This is a genomic window from Chryseobacterium sp. SC28, from assembly GCF_003932955.1.
Taxonomy (GTDB): Bacteria; Bacteroidota; Bacteroidia; order Flavobacteriales; family Weeksellaceae; genus Epilithonimonas.
Map to the genome: position 1 here is coordinate 81,587 of NZ_QOVY01000008.1, position 16,245 is coordinate 97,831.

The 16,245-nt window shown below is 41.0% G+C and carries 14 protein-coding genes and 1 tRNA gene; 6 read left to right on the forward strand and 9 right to left on the reverse strand.

Annotated elements, in window-relative coordinates:
- Window positions 1-15: 15 nt before the first annotated feature.
- Window positions 16-675: a porin family protein gene (locus tag DTW91_RS06630; protein ID WP_125202602.1), complete on the forward strand. Its 660-nt coding sequence runs from the start codon at window positions 16-18 to the stop codon at window positions 673-675.
- A 39-nt stretch (window positions 676-714) separates the two neighbouring features.
- Here DTW91_RS06630 and recA read toward each other — a convergent pair whose 3' ends face one another.
- The 5 genes from recA to DTW91_RS06655 all read right to left on the reverse strand — a co-directional run bounded on the left by recA (window position 715) and on the right by DTW91_RS06655 (window position 4,930).
- Entirely contained in the window at window positions 715-1,716 is a 1,002-nt protein-coding gene (gene recA / locus DTW91_RS06635; protein WP_125202603.1) for a recombinase RecA, read from the reverse strand.
- Window positions 1,717-1,962: 246 nt separating this feature from the next.
- Window positions 1,963-3,270, reverse strand: a complete 1,308-nt coding sequence (gene murA, locus DTW91_RS06640) for a UDP-N-acetylglucosamine 1-carboxyvinyltransferase (RefSeq protein WP_125202604.1) — start codon at window positions 3,268-3,270, stop codon at window positions 1,963-1,965.
- Window positions 3,270-3,920, reverse strand: a complete 651-nt coding sequence (locus tag DTW91_RS06645; RefSeq protein ID WP_125202605.1) for a DUF4290 domain-containing protein — start codon at window positions 3,918-3,920, stop codon at window positions 3,270-3,272. Before DTW91_RS06645 ends, murA begins: the two co-directional genes overlap by 1 nt.
- A gap of 129 nt (window positions 3,921-4,049) precedes the next feature.
- Window positions 4,050-4,472, reverse strand: coding sequence for a thiol-disulfide oxidoreductase DCC family protein (locus DTW91_RS06650; RefSeq protein WP_125202606.1), 423 nt, complete (start codon window positions 4,470-4,472; stop codon window positions 4,050-4,052).
- A complete protein-coding gene (locus DTW91_RS06655) occupies window positions 4,469-4,930 on the reverse strand; it encodes a heme-binding domain-containing protein (RefSeq protein WP_125202607.1) in 462 nt (153 codons plus the stop codon). Before DTW91_RS06655 ends, DTW91_RS06650 begins: the two co-directional genes overlap by 4 nt.
- Before the next feature lie 205 nt (window positions 4,931-5,135).
- On the opposite strand from DTW91_RS06655, the gene DTW91_RS06660 reads away from it, so the two are divergent.
- Window positions 5,136-6,131 carry a glycosyltransferase gene (locus DTW91_RS06660; protein ID WP_125202608.1) on the forward strand — a complete coding sequence of 332 codons (996 nt, stop codon included), beginning with the start codon at window positions 5,136-5,138 and terminating at the stop codon, window positions 6,129-6,131.
- A gap of 74 nt (window positions 6,132-6,205) precedes the next feature.
- Here the strand turns inward: DTW91_RS06660 and DTW91_RS06665 are convergent, their stop codons facing one another.
- Window positions 6,206-6,799, reverse strand: coding sequence for a hypothetical protein (locus tag DTW91_RS06665; protein ID WP_125202609.1), 594 nt, complete (start codon window positions 6,797-6,799; stop codon window positions 6,206-6,208).
- A 244-nt stretch (window positions 6,800-7,043) separates the two neighbouring features.
- On the opposite strand from DTW91_RS06665, the gene DTW91_RS06670 reads away from it, so the two are divergent.
- Window positions 7,044-7,916 carry an AraC family transcriptional regulator gene (locus DTW91_RS06670; protein ID WP_125202610.1) on the forward strand — a complete coding sequence of 291 codons (873 nt, stop codon included), beginning with the start codon at window positions 7,044-7,046 and terminating at the stop codon, window positions 7,914-7,916.
- Window positions 7,917-8,014: 98 nt separating this feature from the next.
- Here the strand turns inward: DTW91_RS06670 and DTW91_RS06675 are convergent.
- The 3 genes from DTW91_RS06675 to DTW91_RS06685 all read right to left on the reverse strand — a co-directional run bounded on the left by DTW91_RS06675 (window position 8,015) and on the right by DTW91_RS06685 (window position 11,274).
- Window positions 8,015-8,087: transfer RNA gene (locus DTW91_RS06675), tRNA-Phe, on the reverse strand.
- A gap of 98 nt (window positions 8,088-8,185) precedes the next feature.
- Window positions 8,186-10,030: a lysophospholipid acyltransferase family protein gene (locus DTW91_RS06680; RefSeq protein ID WP_125202611.1), complete on the reverse strand. Its 1,845-nt coding sequence runs from the start codon at window positions 10,028-10,030 to the stop codon at window positions 8,186-8,188.
- Between the two features lie 5 nt (window positions 10,031-10,035).
- Window positions 10,036-11,274: an aspartate kinase gene (locus tag DTW91_RS06685; RefSeq protein ID WP_125202612.1), complete on the reverse strand. Its 1,239-nt coding sequence runs from the start codon at window positions 11,272-11,274 to the stop codon at window positions 10,036-10,038.
- Window positions 11,275-11,513: 239 nt separating this feature from the next.
- Here DTW91_RS06685 and fbp point away from each other — a divergent pair, with 239 nt between their 5' ends.
- The 3 genes from fbp to DTW91_RS06700 all read left to right on the forward strand — a co-directional run bounded on the left by fbp (window position 11,514) and on the right by DTW91_RS06700 (window position 16,089).
- Window positions 11,514-12,533, forward strand: a complete 1,020-nt coding sequence (gene fbp, locus DTW91_RS06690) for a class 1 fructose-bisphosphatase (RefSeq protein WP_125202613.1) — start codon at window positions 11,514-11,516, stop codon at window positions 12,531-12,533.
- Window positions 12,534-12,594: 61 nt separating this feature from the next.
- Complete coding sequence (locus DTW91_RS06695) at window positions 12,595-13,602, forward strand: o-succinylbenzoate synthase (RefSeq protein WP_125202614.1); 1,008 nt, start codon at window positions 12,595-12,597, stop codon at window positions 13,600-13,602.
- Window positions 13,603-13,707: 105 nt separating this feature from the next.
- On the forward strand, window positions 13,708-16,089 hold the full coding sequence (locus tag DTW91_RS06700) for a M1 family metallopeptidase (RefSeq protein WP_125202615.1): 2,382 nt from the start codon (window positions 13,708-13,710) through the stop codon (window positions 16,087-16,089).
- Window positions 16,090-16,245: the final 156 nt, after the last annotated feature.

Consider the following 16,245-nt stretch of genomic DNA (forward strand, 5'->3'; position numbering starts at 1 on the left):
CCAATCAACACACAAATGAAAAAAATTTTATTCGGCTCCTTATGTCTGTTTTCTTCTCTGTCATACGCCCAGATCGACTTCTGGTCAACGGAATTTGGCGTGGTTGCAGGAGGCACCTACTCCAAAGTACGGAATGCGCACAATCCCTCCGGTAGCAGGATATCTGTACTTGGAGGCTTCGTAGTGCAAGTACCGATTGGAGCAAGTGATCAATTCTATCTTCAGGCAGAGGCCTTATATCTGGGTGCGGGAGAGGCCGGCGATAGAGATTATGAAGATTCCAAAGACTGGGATCATGCGGTTTACGCAAACAATTACGTGAGTATTCCGCTTAATTTCAAAGCCTATTTTTCCGAAGCTGAAACCGAATTCTTTGGACTTATTGGTCCGAGATTCAATTTTTTGATCGATCAGAAAATTGAGAATCCGGTAAAAGAATCTTATAAATCTGATACTTATGGAAAAGCCAATTCCTTTAATTTTGGATTGGGTTTGGGCGTCGGTTTCAGTTACCTGCGTCAGCTGGAGATCGCGCTGAAATATGATATTGGATTATCCGACACTTATCCTGATCTCAAAAATTCGCCGGAAGAGATTGCAACTATGGATCCTGGTGTGGCCAAGAAAAAATCGGAACAGATACTCAGTTTGGGATTAACCTATTTCTTCAAATAAAAAAAATAGGCTGTGAAAATTTCGCAGCCTTTTGTTTTCTTATTTATTCTTGATGATTTCTCTTATTTTGCCCTCGATCTCATCTGCCAATTCCGGATTATCTTTCAAGACATCTTTCACGGCATCACGGCCTTGTCCCAGTTTTGTGTCTTCGTAGCTGAACCAAGAGCCACTTTTTTTGACGACGCTCATTTCTACCGCTGCATCCAGGATTTCTCCCGTTTTTGAGATGCCTTCTCCATACATAATGTCAAATTCTGCCTGTTTGAAGGGCGGAGCCACTTTGTTTTTTACAATTTTTACTTTCACACGGCTACCCACGGCTTCGTCGCCATTTTTGATCGGGGCGCTTGCCTTTCTAATGTCAATTCTTACCGAGGCATAGAATTTAAGCGCATTACCGCCGGTGGTGGTTTCAGGATTTCCGAACATTACCCCGATTTTTTCGCGAAGTTGATTGATAAAAATCACAGTGCATTTCGTTCTCGAAATAGAACCCGTCAGTTTTCTAAGGGCTTGAGACATTAGTCTCGCGTGCAATCCCATTTTGGAATCTCCCATTTCGCCTTCTATTTCCGCTTTTGGCGTCAACGCGGCTACGGAATCGATCACGACAATATCGATGGCGCCGGAGCGGATCAAATTGTCTGCAATCTCCAATGCCTGCTCGCCGTTATCAGGCTGAGAAATAATCAGGTTTTCCAGATCCACACCCAGTTTTGCGGCATAGCTCCTGTCGAAAGCGTGCTCTGCATCTATGAAAGCAGCGATGCCGCCCGTTTTTTGAGCTTCCGCAATGGCATGTAAAGTTAAGGTAGTTTTTCCGGAAGATTCGGGGCCGTAGATTTCTATCACTCTTCCTCTTGGATATCCGCCGACGCCCAATGCCAAGTCGATGCCCAATGATCCGGACGGAATGACTTCTATGGTATGATCCACCGAATCCTCGCCCAAGGTCATCACGGTGCCTTTCCCGTAGGTTTTATCTAGTTTTTCCAGCACCAGTTGCAGTGCTTTTTTCTTATCTTCAGTCGTGCTCATTATTTAAAAAAATTATTCCCAAAAATAATCATTTTAATTCTGAATAACTAATTTTTTATGGCATATAATAATCTAACGGTTTGAAAGTCGATAAGAGTAGATATTTTGCTTGTTAATTTATAAGTTCAAACACAGAAAGGTCTTTTTTAAGAAAAAAAAATCCTCGGAATGTGAGCGTTTTCCAATTTTTATAAAGTTTTGATTGGTAGATTCTTAGTGTGGTCGCAGAAACAGTTTTAGCTAAAATCAGATTCTTTTGATATCTGCACCGATTGCTCTCAATCTTTCGTCGATTTTCTCGTAACCCCGGTCGATCTGTTCAATATTTTGGATCACAGATTTTCCTTCGGCCGAGAGGGCTGCGATTAATAAAGCATTTCCTGCTCGGATGTCTGGAGAAACCATCGTGGTTCCTCGCAGCGGTGTTTCCTGATTCATGCCGATAACCGTTGCGCGGTGAGGATCGCAAAGGATGATTTGCGCGCCCATATCGATGAGCTTATCGACGAAGAACAATCGGCTTTCGAACATTTTCTGATGGATCAAGACGGAACCTTTAGCTTGCGTGGCCACCACTAAAATAATAGACAATAAATCCGGCGTGAATCCCGGCCAAGGTGCGTCGGAAACCGTCAGGATAGATTTGTCTATGAATTTTTGAATTTTATAATTTTCCTGAGACGGTATATAAATATCATCGCCTCTATGCTCCAATTCTATTCCTAATTTCCGGAACGTGTTGGGAATTATACCGAGCTCGTTCCATTTTACATTTTTGATGGTAATTTCGGACTTTGTCATTGCGGCCAAACCAATCCACGACCCGATTTCTACCATATCGGGAAGCATCGTATGCTCTGTTCCGTGCAGTTTGTCGACGCCTTCTATGGTCAGAAGGTTGGATCCGATTCCGGAAATGTTGGCGCCCATTCTGTTCAGCATTCTGCAAAGTTGTTGAAGATAGGGTTCGCAGGCAGCGTTGTAGATTCTCGTTTTCCCTTTTGCCAAGACTGCTGCCATTACGATGTTTGCCGTTCCGGTGACCGACGCTTCTTCCAAAAGGATAAATTTGCCCACAAGTTCTTTTGCCCGCAACGAGTAGAATGCCTCGCCATCGTCGTAGGAGAATTCTGCTCCTAGTTCTACGAATCCTTGGAAGTGCGTATCCAGACGCCTTCGTCCAATCTTGTCTCCGCCGGGTGTCGGCAAATAGGCTTCTCCAAACCTGGCCAGCATCGGACCCAAAATCATGACAGAGCCTCTGAGTTTGGCGCCGTCTCTTTTGAATTCCGGAGATTTTATATAATCGAAATTGACTTCTTCTGCTTGGAAGGTGAAATCGCCTTTACCGTTTTGGGTCACTTTCACATTGAAGTCTTGCAAGATTTCAATGAGCTTGTTGACATCCTTGATATCCGGAATATTTGTGATTCGTACCTTGTCTTCGGTAAGCAAAACGGCGCAAAGGATTTGTAAAGCTTCATTTTTAGCACCTTGAGGTGTGATCTCGCCGCTTAATTTTTTCCCTCCTCTTATTTCGAACGCTTCGCTCATTATTTTCTTTTATTTTTATGATTTTGGAAGTTGCTGCGCCCGTTGCCGTTTTGGTTCCGGCTGTTATTGTTATTACGATTGTTGTTGTTTCTATTGGCGGCGTAGTAGATTTTGCTTCTTTCCAGAGATTCCAAGCTTGTAAGATCCAGCTTGTTGTCCGACAGTTCTTTCAAATGGCGAAAGATGACGTCATCCTGCACGTGTTCTTTGTTGTACACGTTGTAAGACTTTTTCATATTGTTGGCTATCACATGGATCAAGGCTTCTTTTTCGTCGCCATCTTCCATAGCAATTGCTTTTTCTATCAATTGTAGAATACTTTTACCGTAGAATTTGTAAGCGTTGTCCAGCGATGGATAATCCATTTTCCGTGGTTTGGTGATAAGATCTTCGGCCGCAAGAACAGGATAAGGGGAGTCTACATCCAACTGATGATTGGCCATAATAAAAAGATGGTCCCACAGTTTGTGTTTATAGTTTTCTTCATCGCGGAGATGGGGATTTCTCTGTCCCATAAACTCGATGATGGCGAGTGCCATTTCGTTGCGTTCTTCTTTGGTCTCGAGGGTTTTGCAATGTTCTACCAATTGCTGTATGTTGCGCCCGTATTCGGGCATTAGTAGTGGTGTTCTGTCGGTATTGTAATCCATAATGGTGCAAATATAAAACATTTCGGCGTCAAAGTTTGAAATTCAAAATTGAGAGTTATTTTTTTTGATGAATAGGGTAGAACCGAACATCCTTTGGAGCGAACGGCTGATTTGGTTTTTATTCCTTTTTTATTCAATAAATTTTCTTCTTTGCTCCTCAGTCGGAAGCAGACATTGGGTGGCAGCCAGTTTTTTGCGGTGGCGCGAAACTAAATTGTAGAGCGCATTACCCAGAAAATTGGGAATCAATTGGCCGGCTTTTGCCAAAGAGTACAGACCTCCGATTTCTGTAAGGATTTTGATAATTGCCTGATATTTTGTCAAGTAAAAACGGCCGGGTTTCCATAGGTAGATCGTGTTGAACACTTGATTGGGAAGATTTCTTTCCTTTAAGAAGTGCTGACCAAATTCTGACTGCAAAGACGAAAATAAAAACTTGTCCTTTTTATCTCGTTTTAAGATCCATTGCACCCAGTGATTGCAAAATCCACATTCGCCATCATAGAAAACGATGTATTTATTTTTGAAATCTGCTACATTTTCATTTATCATAATGCATTGGCTTGCTGGATTTGTTTTTGAATTTTTCTGAAGTAATCTGCCAATTGTTTTCTTTGCTCATCGGTTAGTTTTGCATTGCTGTGAAGGATGGTGTAGCTTTCCAACGGCATTTCCTTTTGTTCAACGTTTTCGGCGGCTTCTTCCAGTTTATGGGCTTGACTTTTGGGTTCGTATGTTGCAAAGGTGGAGAAATTAAGTTCTACTCTGCCTTCGTCAATATGATTTTTGAGTAGCCATCCGATGGGCTGGATGTAGCTGTATGCCGGATATTTGGTTTCGTTGGAGTGGCAGTCGTAGCAAGAGGTTCTGATGAGCTTCGCAATGGGTTCTGGGGTGTTTTTTATCTTGATAAAATCCATTCCGACGTTGGTGACCGGATTGTTTTTATCGATTGGGAAAAATTGAATCATGATAAAAGCAAGCAGTAAAATAATCAGTATTTTTTTCATAGTTTAAATTTTGAACTAAGATAAAACAATTTTTTTCTTTATTAAATCTTTTGTTGGCTTCCTCAAAATATCGGTAAGTATTCAAAATCTAAAATTTCATCAATCGGCAATCAATATTAAAACTGCTTGCATAAGCACTTTGCTTATTAATATTTATTCTCTACATTTGAAGAATAAAGCCATTATCATTAATCTTTTTTTTCAATTGACATCACTCTCCATTATCATTGCCATATTCAATAGAAAAGACGAACTGTTCGAGCTTCTCAATTCTCTTTCTCATCAGAGCGATAAGGATTTTGAGCTAATTATCGTAGACGACGGTTCCCGGATAGCGCTTCTTCCGACGGTGGAGTTATTCCAAGAGCAGATGGACATCAAATTCTTTCGAAAAGAAAATTCGGGTCCGGGACTTTCGCGAAATTATGGAGCTAAACGGGCGAAAAACGATTGGCTCGTGTTCTTGGATTCCGATGTCATCGTTGAGACAGATTACATTGAAAATATTAAGAAAAACCTTAGGGAAAATCCTTGCGATGCTTTTGGTGGTGCGGATAAAGCACATAAAGGTTTCAACCTGATGCAGAAGGCAATCTCCTACGCAATGACGTCGGTATTAACAACAGGGGGGATACGGGGAAACAGAAATGCGGTGACCAAATTCCAACCCAGAAGTTTTAATATGGGCGTCAACAAAGAAATTTTCCTGAAAGTTGGCGGCTTCTCCGACATGCGCATTGGCGAAGATCCGGATTTCTCGATGACGCTTTGGGAAAATGGCTACACAACCAAGTTTTACGACAATATCGGCGTCTATCACAAAAGGCGCGCCGACGTTGCGAAGTTCTCCAAGCAAGTCTATCAGTTCGGTTGTGCCAGGCCAATTCTTAACCAAAGGCATCCAAAATATACCAAACTGACTTTTTGGTTTCCAAGTGTTTTTCTCTTAGGATATTTGGTGGCGATTATTCATTACCTATTTTGGAACAGCGGCCTGCTTCTTACTTGTTACGGGCTGTACACGGTTCTCGTCTTTTTTCATGCTTTAATTGTGACCCGGAATATCAGCATTGCATCGATGGCGCTGATCTGCACATATATCCAGATGTTTTCCTACGGCTACGGTTTCCTGAAATCGTGGTTGAAGCTGAACATCCTGAAACAATCTCCAGAGGAAGCGTTCCCGAAACATTTTCGGTAATATAACACAAAAAAAGCTTCAGAATATGAAGCCTTTTGGAAAATAATATATAGAACCTTAGTTTTGGAAAACTATTATTGCAGTGAAATCATCCTGCTGAAGCTGTCGCCATCTTTTTCCACATTGAAAACGTAAGTTTCAGAATTAGCAGGATTGAGGTCAAACGTAAGATCTATCAATCCGTTTACAGCCGGGGTACTTTTGCTGTAATAGATGTTGTTTTCGGTATCATAGACGGAAACCACCACATCGCCCACTACATCTGTCATTTTCAGTTTTACGATATTTTTGTTGATGGTATATTCCGGTTTTGTGATCGCAGAAATCGGAGCATTATCCACTGTCACTTTATCCTCATTTACCACGATTTTATATTTTTCGATTCGGCTCTCCGATTCGGCCACCAAATAATAATTTCCGCTTTCCAACCGGTTCAAATCATAAGACTTCTGAACCGAATTGCTTTTATAAATCACTTCGGAAAAGAGCTCCTCCTGCTTTTCATCATATAAATAAAGCGATACATTTTTAGAATTGGACAGGCTGAAATTCAAGCTCTTACTATTTGCAGGATTGAAGGAAAGAGAAAAATCAACGTCTTTTGCTGCTGCGATCCCTGAGATCAATAAAGCTCCGAGAAGGAAACTTAGTTTAATAAACTTTTTCATAATATTTCTTTTTGATTATTGTATGAGGCAAATGTATAATGACCTGAACCTAATTAATACATTCTGATTTTCATAAATATGTGCTATATTAACATTAATAAAATATTAATTCCAACTTTAAGATAATATGGAATATATAACTTTGTTTTTGTATTTTTGTTGTTTAAAAATCAAATAGTCCGGCAAAAGTATGAATCAATACTACTGCGATCATTTGATTGTAGAATAATAGGATCAAAACCCAATGAAACATCACAGCCCTGCCTTCGAAGCGATAAAACCCAATATTGGAAGCAGTTTCACGTGTCTTCACTTTCTGAAAAACGAAAATATAAAATCTCATGTCTGGCATTACCATCCGGAGATAGAATTGGTTCTCGTTGGCGGCGGATCCGGAAAAAGGCAGATTGGGAGCAATATTTCTTACTTCTCCAATGGTGATCTGATCCTGATCGGGAGCAACTTGCCCCATTGCGGCATGACAAATGAAAATACCAACAATGATTATGAAGTGGTAATTCAGTTTTCTCAGGATTTTCTTGGAAACGAACTCTGGAATGCACCGGAAATGAACAGAATTTTCCAAATGTTGGAAACGGCTAAAAGCGGCATTGTTTTCGGGGAAACCGTAAAAAAAACTTTACAGCCTCAGATCGCGGGGCTTGCAAAATCTTCATCTCTCAACAAACTTTTAAAGTTAATCGACATCTTGGACAATCTCGCTCAGACCGATGATTTCAAAATACTGAATGCGGGAAAATATTATCTCCAGACGCATAAAGAAGATAACGACAGAATCAATTTGATCTTCAATCACGTGAAAGACAACTTTCAAAATCAAATCAGTCTGGAGGACGTCGCGGATTTGGCAACGATGACGGTGCCGTCATTTTGCAGATATTTCAAAAAAATAACGAACAAAACATTCACGCAATTTGTGAATGAATACCGCATCACGCATTCGCTAAAACTCTTAGCAGAACAACCTATGAGCATTTCGGAAATCTGCTTCGAAAGCGGATTCAACAATTTCAGTTATTTCAACAAAACCTTTAAAGAACATACGCAAAAAAGCCCCTCGGAGTACAGAAAAGCGTTCAGCAATATAATGGTTTAGCACGGCAAGTGCTGCACAAATCTGGGGCGAAAAACTGTTGTTACACAACAACAAAAAAGCGTAAAGTACTGCTGCTTCACGCTTTGTTTTTATAAAAGTGGTTTCTCCAGGAATCGAACCAGGGACACACGGATTTTCAGTCCGTTGCTCTACCAACTGAGCTAAGAAACCATCACTTAAAAGGTATTATTTTAAGTGGTGCAAAAATAGAAGGTTTATCTCTATCTCGCAAGTAATTCTAAATATTTTTTTATCCGCAATGCTCAATTCTACTGATTTTCAGTAGATTTTTTTTCCGTCTGCGATTTGAAAAAATCGCTTAGTTCTTCCAAAACCGGCTTGATGGTATCTTCCGGCAGATCGCTAATGCGGATGTACATCAATCCATCGATGGCATCGTTGAAATTGGGATCCACGTTGAAGGCGATCATCTTCGCATTTTGCTTGATGTATTTCTTAATCAGAACGGGCAGCCTCATTTCGGGCTCCAGGTCATCAATAATCTTGTCGAGCTTGTTAAGATCTGCATCGATGTCTTCGAAGAACAAGGCTTTGTCGCGCTCTTTCATCACCACTTTGAACTCGTTCTTCGGATGAATGTATTGCGCAACGGCAGAATCATAATAGTGCGATCGCATAAACTCTATCATCAATGACTTCGAAAACTCGGAAAACTTGTTGCTGATGCTCACGCCGCCCATCAGGAATTTGTGTTCCGGATTCCGCAAGCAGACGTGTACAATTCCTCGCCAAAGTAAAAATAGAGGAAACGTCTTTTGTTGGTATTCTATGCAGATATAGGCCCTCCCCATTTCGATGACCTTGCGGAAGAACGGTTGCAGCTCCGGATCAAATTCGAAAAGGGAACTTGTGTAGAATCCTTCGATGCCAAATTTCTTCATCACTTCCGCGCCAAGAGCCATCCGGTAGGCTCCTACAAGTTTTTTGCACGCATTGTCCCACAGGAAAAGATGATGATAATGATTGTCATATTCGTCCAGGTCAAAAGGCAGGTTTGTACCTTCGCCAACGGCGCGAAAAGTCAATTCCCTTTGCCTCCCAATTTCCCTCATTATAAAAGGAATATCAGCCGATTTTGTAAAAAATACATCGTAATCGCCGTGGGAAAAGAGTTTTTTGTTTTCTGTGCTCTTCAGGATGTTGATTTCGTTTTCGATCGCTTCCGTTGGCGTAGCATCGATGATGTTTTGGACGATATTATTCTGCTTCTGCAGCGGAAGTTTCAGCGCCATATTAGGCAGCTTCAGTTTTTCGGTGATGCTTTTTCTTTTTTCATAGTAAGACTTCAGCATATACACTTTTTTGTAGAGGTAGTCGCCCAATTCCTCGATGCTTTCTTCCTCTTCCATTTGCTTTACTGTGATGGGCTTCCCGATGCGGATGCGGATTGGTTTATCTCTTTTGCGCATCATTTCTGTGGGTAGCATCAGGGTTTGCAAGTGCGGATGCAGCTTCGCAACGTTGTAGAAAATATTGCTGTTGGTGGCGTGGAAATACATTGGGACTACCGGGACTTTTGCTTTTTTGATGATTTTCAAAGCAGTTTTGCCCCAAGGCCTGTCCCGAATTTCGCCAAATTCATTATTTTTATTGGAGACCTCGCCAGCCGGAAAAATTCCTAAGCAACCTCCTTGGTTCAGATGCCGAAAAGCCTCTCTCATGCCGCCGGAACTGTTGTAAACTTCTCTCCGGTCTTCGAAGGGATTCACGGAAATCACGAAAGGTTCCATTGGTTTTATCTTGGAAAGGAGAAAATTTCCCATCACTTTGAAATCCGGCCGTACGCTCAAGATAATTTTGCACATCAAGATCCCGTCCAGCGCGCCCAGCGGATGGTTGGAAACGATAATGAAGGGACCAGTTTTGGGAATTTTGGCCAAGTCTTCCGCGAAAACAATATAGTTGAGCTCCTGTTCTTTTACAAATTCATCGAAGAATTGTACACCTTTGGTATCAATCAATTTGTCGTACAGCGCATTGACTTCGTTTATTTTGGTAATATTCATGATAACCGAAGCCACAGGTTTCTTTAGAAAACCTATTTTGTCTAGTCCGGCTGCTTTTATCAAGTCTTCTTTGGAAATTAAGCTCATAGTTTTTACGCAGTTACCATTTGGAAGGTCTTTTTGGAAATCTGTTCCAGAAGCACTTTTTTGTCTTTGTAGAATTTGTCCAGCTGATCCAGCGCCGCATTTCTCACGGTGAACAAGGATACATTTTTCGTCATCTGAGTGATAAAACTTTTTTGCAGGGCTTCATTCAAATCATTTACGCTCCCAAATTTATCTTCCAGACATAAAGCTAATGAAATTGCCGAATTCTGCATCAGCGAAACTTTAATTTTATATTTTGCAAGAAGGGTAAATATTAAGCTCATATGATCTTCGGCTATGAAAGAGAAATCGCGTGTCTCGACATTTAGCAATATTTGATTTTCCTTGAGGATATAGCTTTCTACGGATTCATTTTCGGTGGAATTGCTGACTTTGGTTCCCGGTTTTCCCGGCTCCAAAAATGATTTCACATAAAAAGGAATATTCTTCTGTTTCAGAGGTTGCAGCGTTTTCGGATGAATGACGGAAGCCCCGTAATAAGCCATCTCGATCGCCTCTTCGTATGAAATGAAAGACAATAGTTTTACATTCTCAAATTTCCGCGGATCTCCGGTCATCACGCCGGGGACATCTTTCCAGATCGTCATTTCGTCGGCATTCAGGCAGTAAGCGAAGATGGCAGCAGTATAATCGGAGCCCTCTCTTCCTAATGTCACGGTAAAGTTATTGCTTTCAGAACCGATAAATCCTTGAGTGACGTAGCTGTTGATCTTATCGAGTTGGGAAATATTTTGCTCCGTCTCCTGCCAGTTGACGATTCCTTCTCTATAATTGCTGTCGGTTTTGATGTAATCTCTGGCATCCAGCCAATGGTTAAAAAACTGAATTTCATTGAGATACTCGCTCAATATTTTGGACGAGATCATCTCGCCACAACTCACGACCTGATCGTAAACAAAGTTATAATTCGGAGATTTGTTTCGTCTGAGAAAAGAATCGATATCATCAAAAAAAAGTGAAATCTCTCCGAAAACCGGATGATTTTCTGAAAACAGGCCTTGGGCAATTTCGATGTGATTGTTTTTAATCCACTCAATTTCGTGATGGTAATCTTGCTTTTTGAAATAATATTCTACCACTTTTTCCAATGCATTCGTTGTCTTCCCCATCGCAGAAACCACCAATAAGCACTGCTCAAATCCTTGATTTTCAAGTACCAAGGCCACATTTTTCACCCCTGCTGCATCTTTTACCGATGCACCACCAAATTTGTAAACTTTCATTAGATTTTCAGACTTAAAGGCAGTTGATTTTAGTATAACAATATTGTTAAATTAATATGAACCGTCAAAAATATTAATAATGAACGAAATATAAAAATTGGAGTTTATTTTTTTAATGTCCCACATCGAGATTTAAAAACCATATTAACACAATTAAAGTGATTATTGTCAATATTTAATAAATTTAGTTCCATGGAACGAGAAAAAAATATAGTTTTGTATATATTAAAACTAATCTCATGCCCAAGCAAGCTTTACAGACTTTAGGAGAATTCATCATAGAAAAGCAAGATGATTTCAAATATTCCACCGGAGAACTCTCGCGGCTCATCAGCTCGATAAGAATTGCCTCCAAAATTGTAAACCGAGAGGTGAACAAAGCCGGCATCGCCGACATTATCGGAAACGTGGGAAACACAAACATCCAAGGCGAAGATCAGCAGAAACTGGATGTTTTGGCCAACGATATTTTCATCGCAGCCTTGTCGCAACGCGAAGTGGTCTGCGGCATTGCATCGGAAGAAAGCGATGATTTCATCGACGTCAAATGTACCGGAAATGCACACCTGAGCAAATATGTTGTCTTGATCGATCCTTTGGACGGCTCGTCCAACATTGATGTCAACGTGTCCGTCGGGACTATTTTTTCCATTTATAGACGCGTTTCGGATCCGGGAAGCCCCGTGGAATTGAGAGATTTTCTGCAAAAAGGCGTCCATCAAGTGGCAGCCGGATACGTTGTTTACGGCTCATCCACAATGATTGTTTACACCACGGGTAATGGCGTGAACGGTTTTACACTAGATCCATCCATCGGAACTTATTATTTGTCTCACGAAAATATCAAATTTCCCACTTCGGGAAAAATATATTCTATTAATGAAGGAAATTATATCAAATTTCCGCAAGGCGTGAAAGATTACATCAAGTACTGCCAGGAGGAAGAAGGCGACCGGCCGTACACGTCGCGGTACATCGGATCTTTGGTTTCGGATTTTCACCGGAATATGCTTAAGGGCGGAATCTACATTTATCCCCAAACTTCGCAGTCGCCCAACGGAAAATTGAGATTGCTCTACGAGGCCAATCCGATGGCCTTCTTGGCAGAACAAGCCGGCGGAAAATGCAGCGACGGTTTCAAAAGGATTATGGAGATAGAGCCAACAGAACTGCACCAGCGTGTTCCATTTTTCTGTGGAAGTGCAGCGATGGTAACCAAAGCGGAAGAATTTATGACCAATGCGGTGAATAAAAATTAAGATTAAGATTTTCGACGGGCAACAAAGAGCGCTTTCATTACTCTTTTCTTAATTTTGTAGAATGAAAACTGCAAAATTTCAACCTTATATTTTGAATTTTAAACGGCCAAGCGGCACTTCGCGAGGCGTCTTGAATATCAAAGAAACTTATTTTATTGAAATCTCGGAAGACGACAAAAACGGAATTGGAGAATGCTCTCTTTTCCGCGGATTGAGCTATGACGATGTTCCCGATTATGAAGCGAAATTAGAATGGCTTTGCCATCACATCGATGAAGACTTCGATTTTTTGAAAAACGAATTGAAACACTTTCCGTCTATCGTTTTGGGTCTGGAACAGGCTTTGGCAAATCTTGATCAAGAGAAAAATATCTATTTCCCAAGCGCTTTTACCCAAGGAAAAGATGCCATCAAAATCAACGGTTTGATTTGGATGGGAAATGCCGATTATATGAAAAGCCAGATTGAGGAAAAGCTCGAAAATAACTTCAGCTGCATCAAACTGAAAATAGGAGTAGATTGGGATTCTGAGAAGGAAATCATCAAATCCTTAAGAAAGAAATTTCCGAAAGATCAAATGGAGTTGCGTGTTGATGCCAACGGCGCTTTTTCTACCGAAAAGGCAAAAGTAGTTTTGGAAGAACTGTCCGAACTCGAAATTCATTCCATAGAACAGCCGATAAAAGCTGGAAAGTGGGAAGATATGGCAGAGCTTTGCAAAAGAACGCCTACGCCCATCGCATTGGATGAAGAGCTGATTGGCATCCTCGATTCGGAAAGCAAAAGAGAACTTTTAAATGCCATCAAACCTCAATATATCATCCTGAAACCCAGCTTGGTCGGCGGATTCTCGGGTTGTGACGAATGGATTGCGCTGGCCGAAAATAATGACATCAAGTGGTGGATCACTTCTGCTTTGGAAAGCAATATCGGCCTGAATGCCATTGCGCAATACACCTACAACAAAAAAAGTCCCATGCCGCAAGGCTTGGGTACCGGCAGTTTGTTTACCAATAATTTTCCCAGTCCATTATTTTTAAAAGGAGAAAATCTATGGTTTGGAAATTAGTTTTCAATTTGGAAATCAAATATTTGTTGTTAATTTTACCGTAATAAGTAACTATTTCCTAAATTTGGTGACATATACATAATTAGTCATCAATTTTTTCGGAAAATGAAATCAAAAATTTTAGGTCTTTTCTTCGCAAGTGTTTTTCTTAATGCCCAAAATATTCAAAACAATCCCGGGAGCAATCATGGGAACAAATTTGAACAGCTCGGGACGATTCTACCAACTCCGAATGTTTACAGAACCGCTTCTGGCGCACCTGGAAGTCAGTACTGGCAACAGCGCGCAGATTACGACATCGCTGCATACCTTGACGAAGACAAAAGAAACCTGAAAGGTTCCGAAACAATCACCTACTATAATAATTCTCCGGATGAGTTGGAATATCTCTGGCTCCAGCTGGACGAAAACCAGCAATCTTCTGTCAAAAATGCCGATTATCCGATGTCTTCGACACTCGGGAAAGCCTCGACAATTGACAAATTAAGACCTTCGGAGATACCTGCAAAAGACAATGGCTATGGCGTCAACCTCGAAAAAGTAACCGATGCCAAAGGCGCGCCTCTTCAATACGTCGTCAATAAAACGATGATGAGAATCGATCTTGCCAAACCTTTGAAGGCCGGAGAGAAATTCACCTTCAAAGTGGATTGGAATTACAACATCCCCAACCGAATGGAAAGAGGCGGCCGCGGCGGTTATGAAAATTTCCCGGAAGACGGCAACGATCTTTACACGATGACGCAATGGTATCCGAGAATGTGCGTTTACAGCGATTTCCACGGCTGGCAGAACCATCAGTTTACCGGCCGTGGCGAATTTGCTTTGGTTTTTGGAAATTTCAAAGTTTCTATGAATGTTCCGGCAGATCACGTGATTGGCGGAACCGGCGAATGTAAAAATTATGAGCAAGTTTTGACTTCGGATCAATTAAAAAGATTTAAGCAGGCTCAAAACTCGAATGAACCAGTCGAAATCGTCACATTAGATGAAGCTAAAAAAGCAGAAAAATCCAAATCAAAAGACAGAAAAACTTGGAAATTCGAGGCCGAAAATGTGCGGGATTTTGCTTGGACTTCTTCCAGAAAATTCGTTTGGGATGGGATGCGCGTCACGATTCCTGAAAATAACAACAAAGTAATGGCTATGAGTTTCTACGGAAAAGAAGCCTACGGACTTTACCGTAAATTCTCTACAAAAGCCGTTGCCCATACCATCAAAACTTATTCCGAATTCACCATTCCTTATCCATATCCTGTGGCGCAATCTGTGGAAGCGGCCAACGGAATGGAGTATCCGATGATCTGCTTCAATTTTGGACGGACTGAGAAAGATGGAACCTATTCCGAAGCCATCAAAAACGGAATGCTAGGTGTTATCATTCACGAAGTAGGGCATAATTTTTTCCCAATGATCATCAATTCCGACGAAAGACAATGGACTTGGATGGATGAAGGTCTTAATACTTTTGTAGAATATTTGACCGAGGAAAGATGGGACAACAAATTCCCATCCAAACGCGGACCTGCGTGGACCATCGTAGATTACATGAAACTTCCGAAAGATGAATTGGAACCGATCATGACCAATTCTGAAAATATTGCCCGATTTGGCCCAAACGCTTATTCCAAACCGGCCACGGGACTTAATATTCTTCGGGAAACCATTATGGGCAGAGAACTTTTTGACAAAGCTTTCAAAACTTATGCACAGAGATGGGCTTTCCGTCATCCGGAACCCGCCGATCTTTTCAGAACGATGGAAGATGCGAGCGGCGAAGATTTGGACTGGTTCTGGAGAGGCTGGTTCTACGGCACAGATCCTGTGGATATTGCAATTGACAAAGTGACCGTGGCGGTTCCCGATTTTGATTCCCAACCCAAAGAAGCAAAAGAAATCAAATATAAAATAGATCCGCCCCTAATCAATGAATTTGAAGATATTTCCAAGATTAGGAACAGAGAAGATAAAAACATCAAGTTTTATGTCGATGGCGACAAAGACGTTCAGGATTTCTATTACAGATATGATAGAGGACAAGAGAAAGTTGACACATCTAAAGAATATGTTTTGAAGACTGCAACGCCGGAAAAATTGTCAAATGAAGAAAAAACAAAAGGCATCAATAAAAACATCACAGCATATCAAATCGATTTTACGAACAAAGGCGGCTTAGTAATGCCGATTATTTTGGAATTCACCTTTGAAGATGGAACCAAACTGAAAGATAAAATCAATGTTCAGATCTGGAGAGCTAATGAGCAAAAGGTTTCCAAAACTTATTACCTTGATAAAAAACTGAAATCTATACAGCTGGATCCGATGAAAGAAACGGCGGATATTGATACTTCCAACAATTTCTGGGCAGCAAGTTCTGTGAAAGAAGCGCCTACCAAATTTCAAGTTTTCAAGCAGTCTCAAAGAGAAATGGCAAGAGGCGGTGCCAGCGGGAAAGTGAATCCGATGCAGGCTGCAGGGAAAAAGTAAGATCCTTCTACTTATATAAAGTCATTCAAACCGAATGACTTTTTTTCTGCCAAAATTTCAGTCCCTAAATAAAAATCTGCCAAATCTAACTTCTAACTTCTAACTTCTAACTTCTAACCCAGTTGGCACATTCTTGGAGATGTAGGAATCAGAATA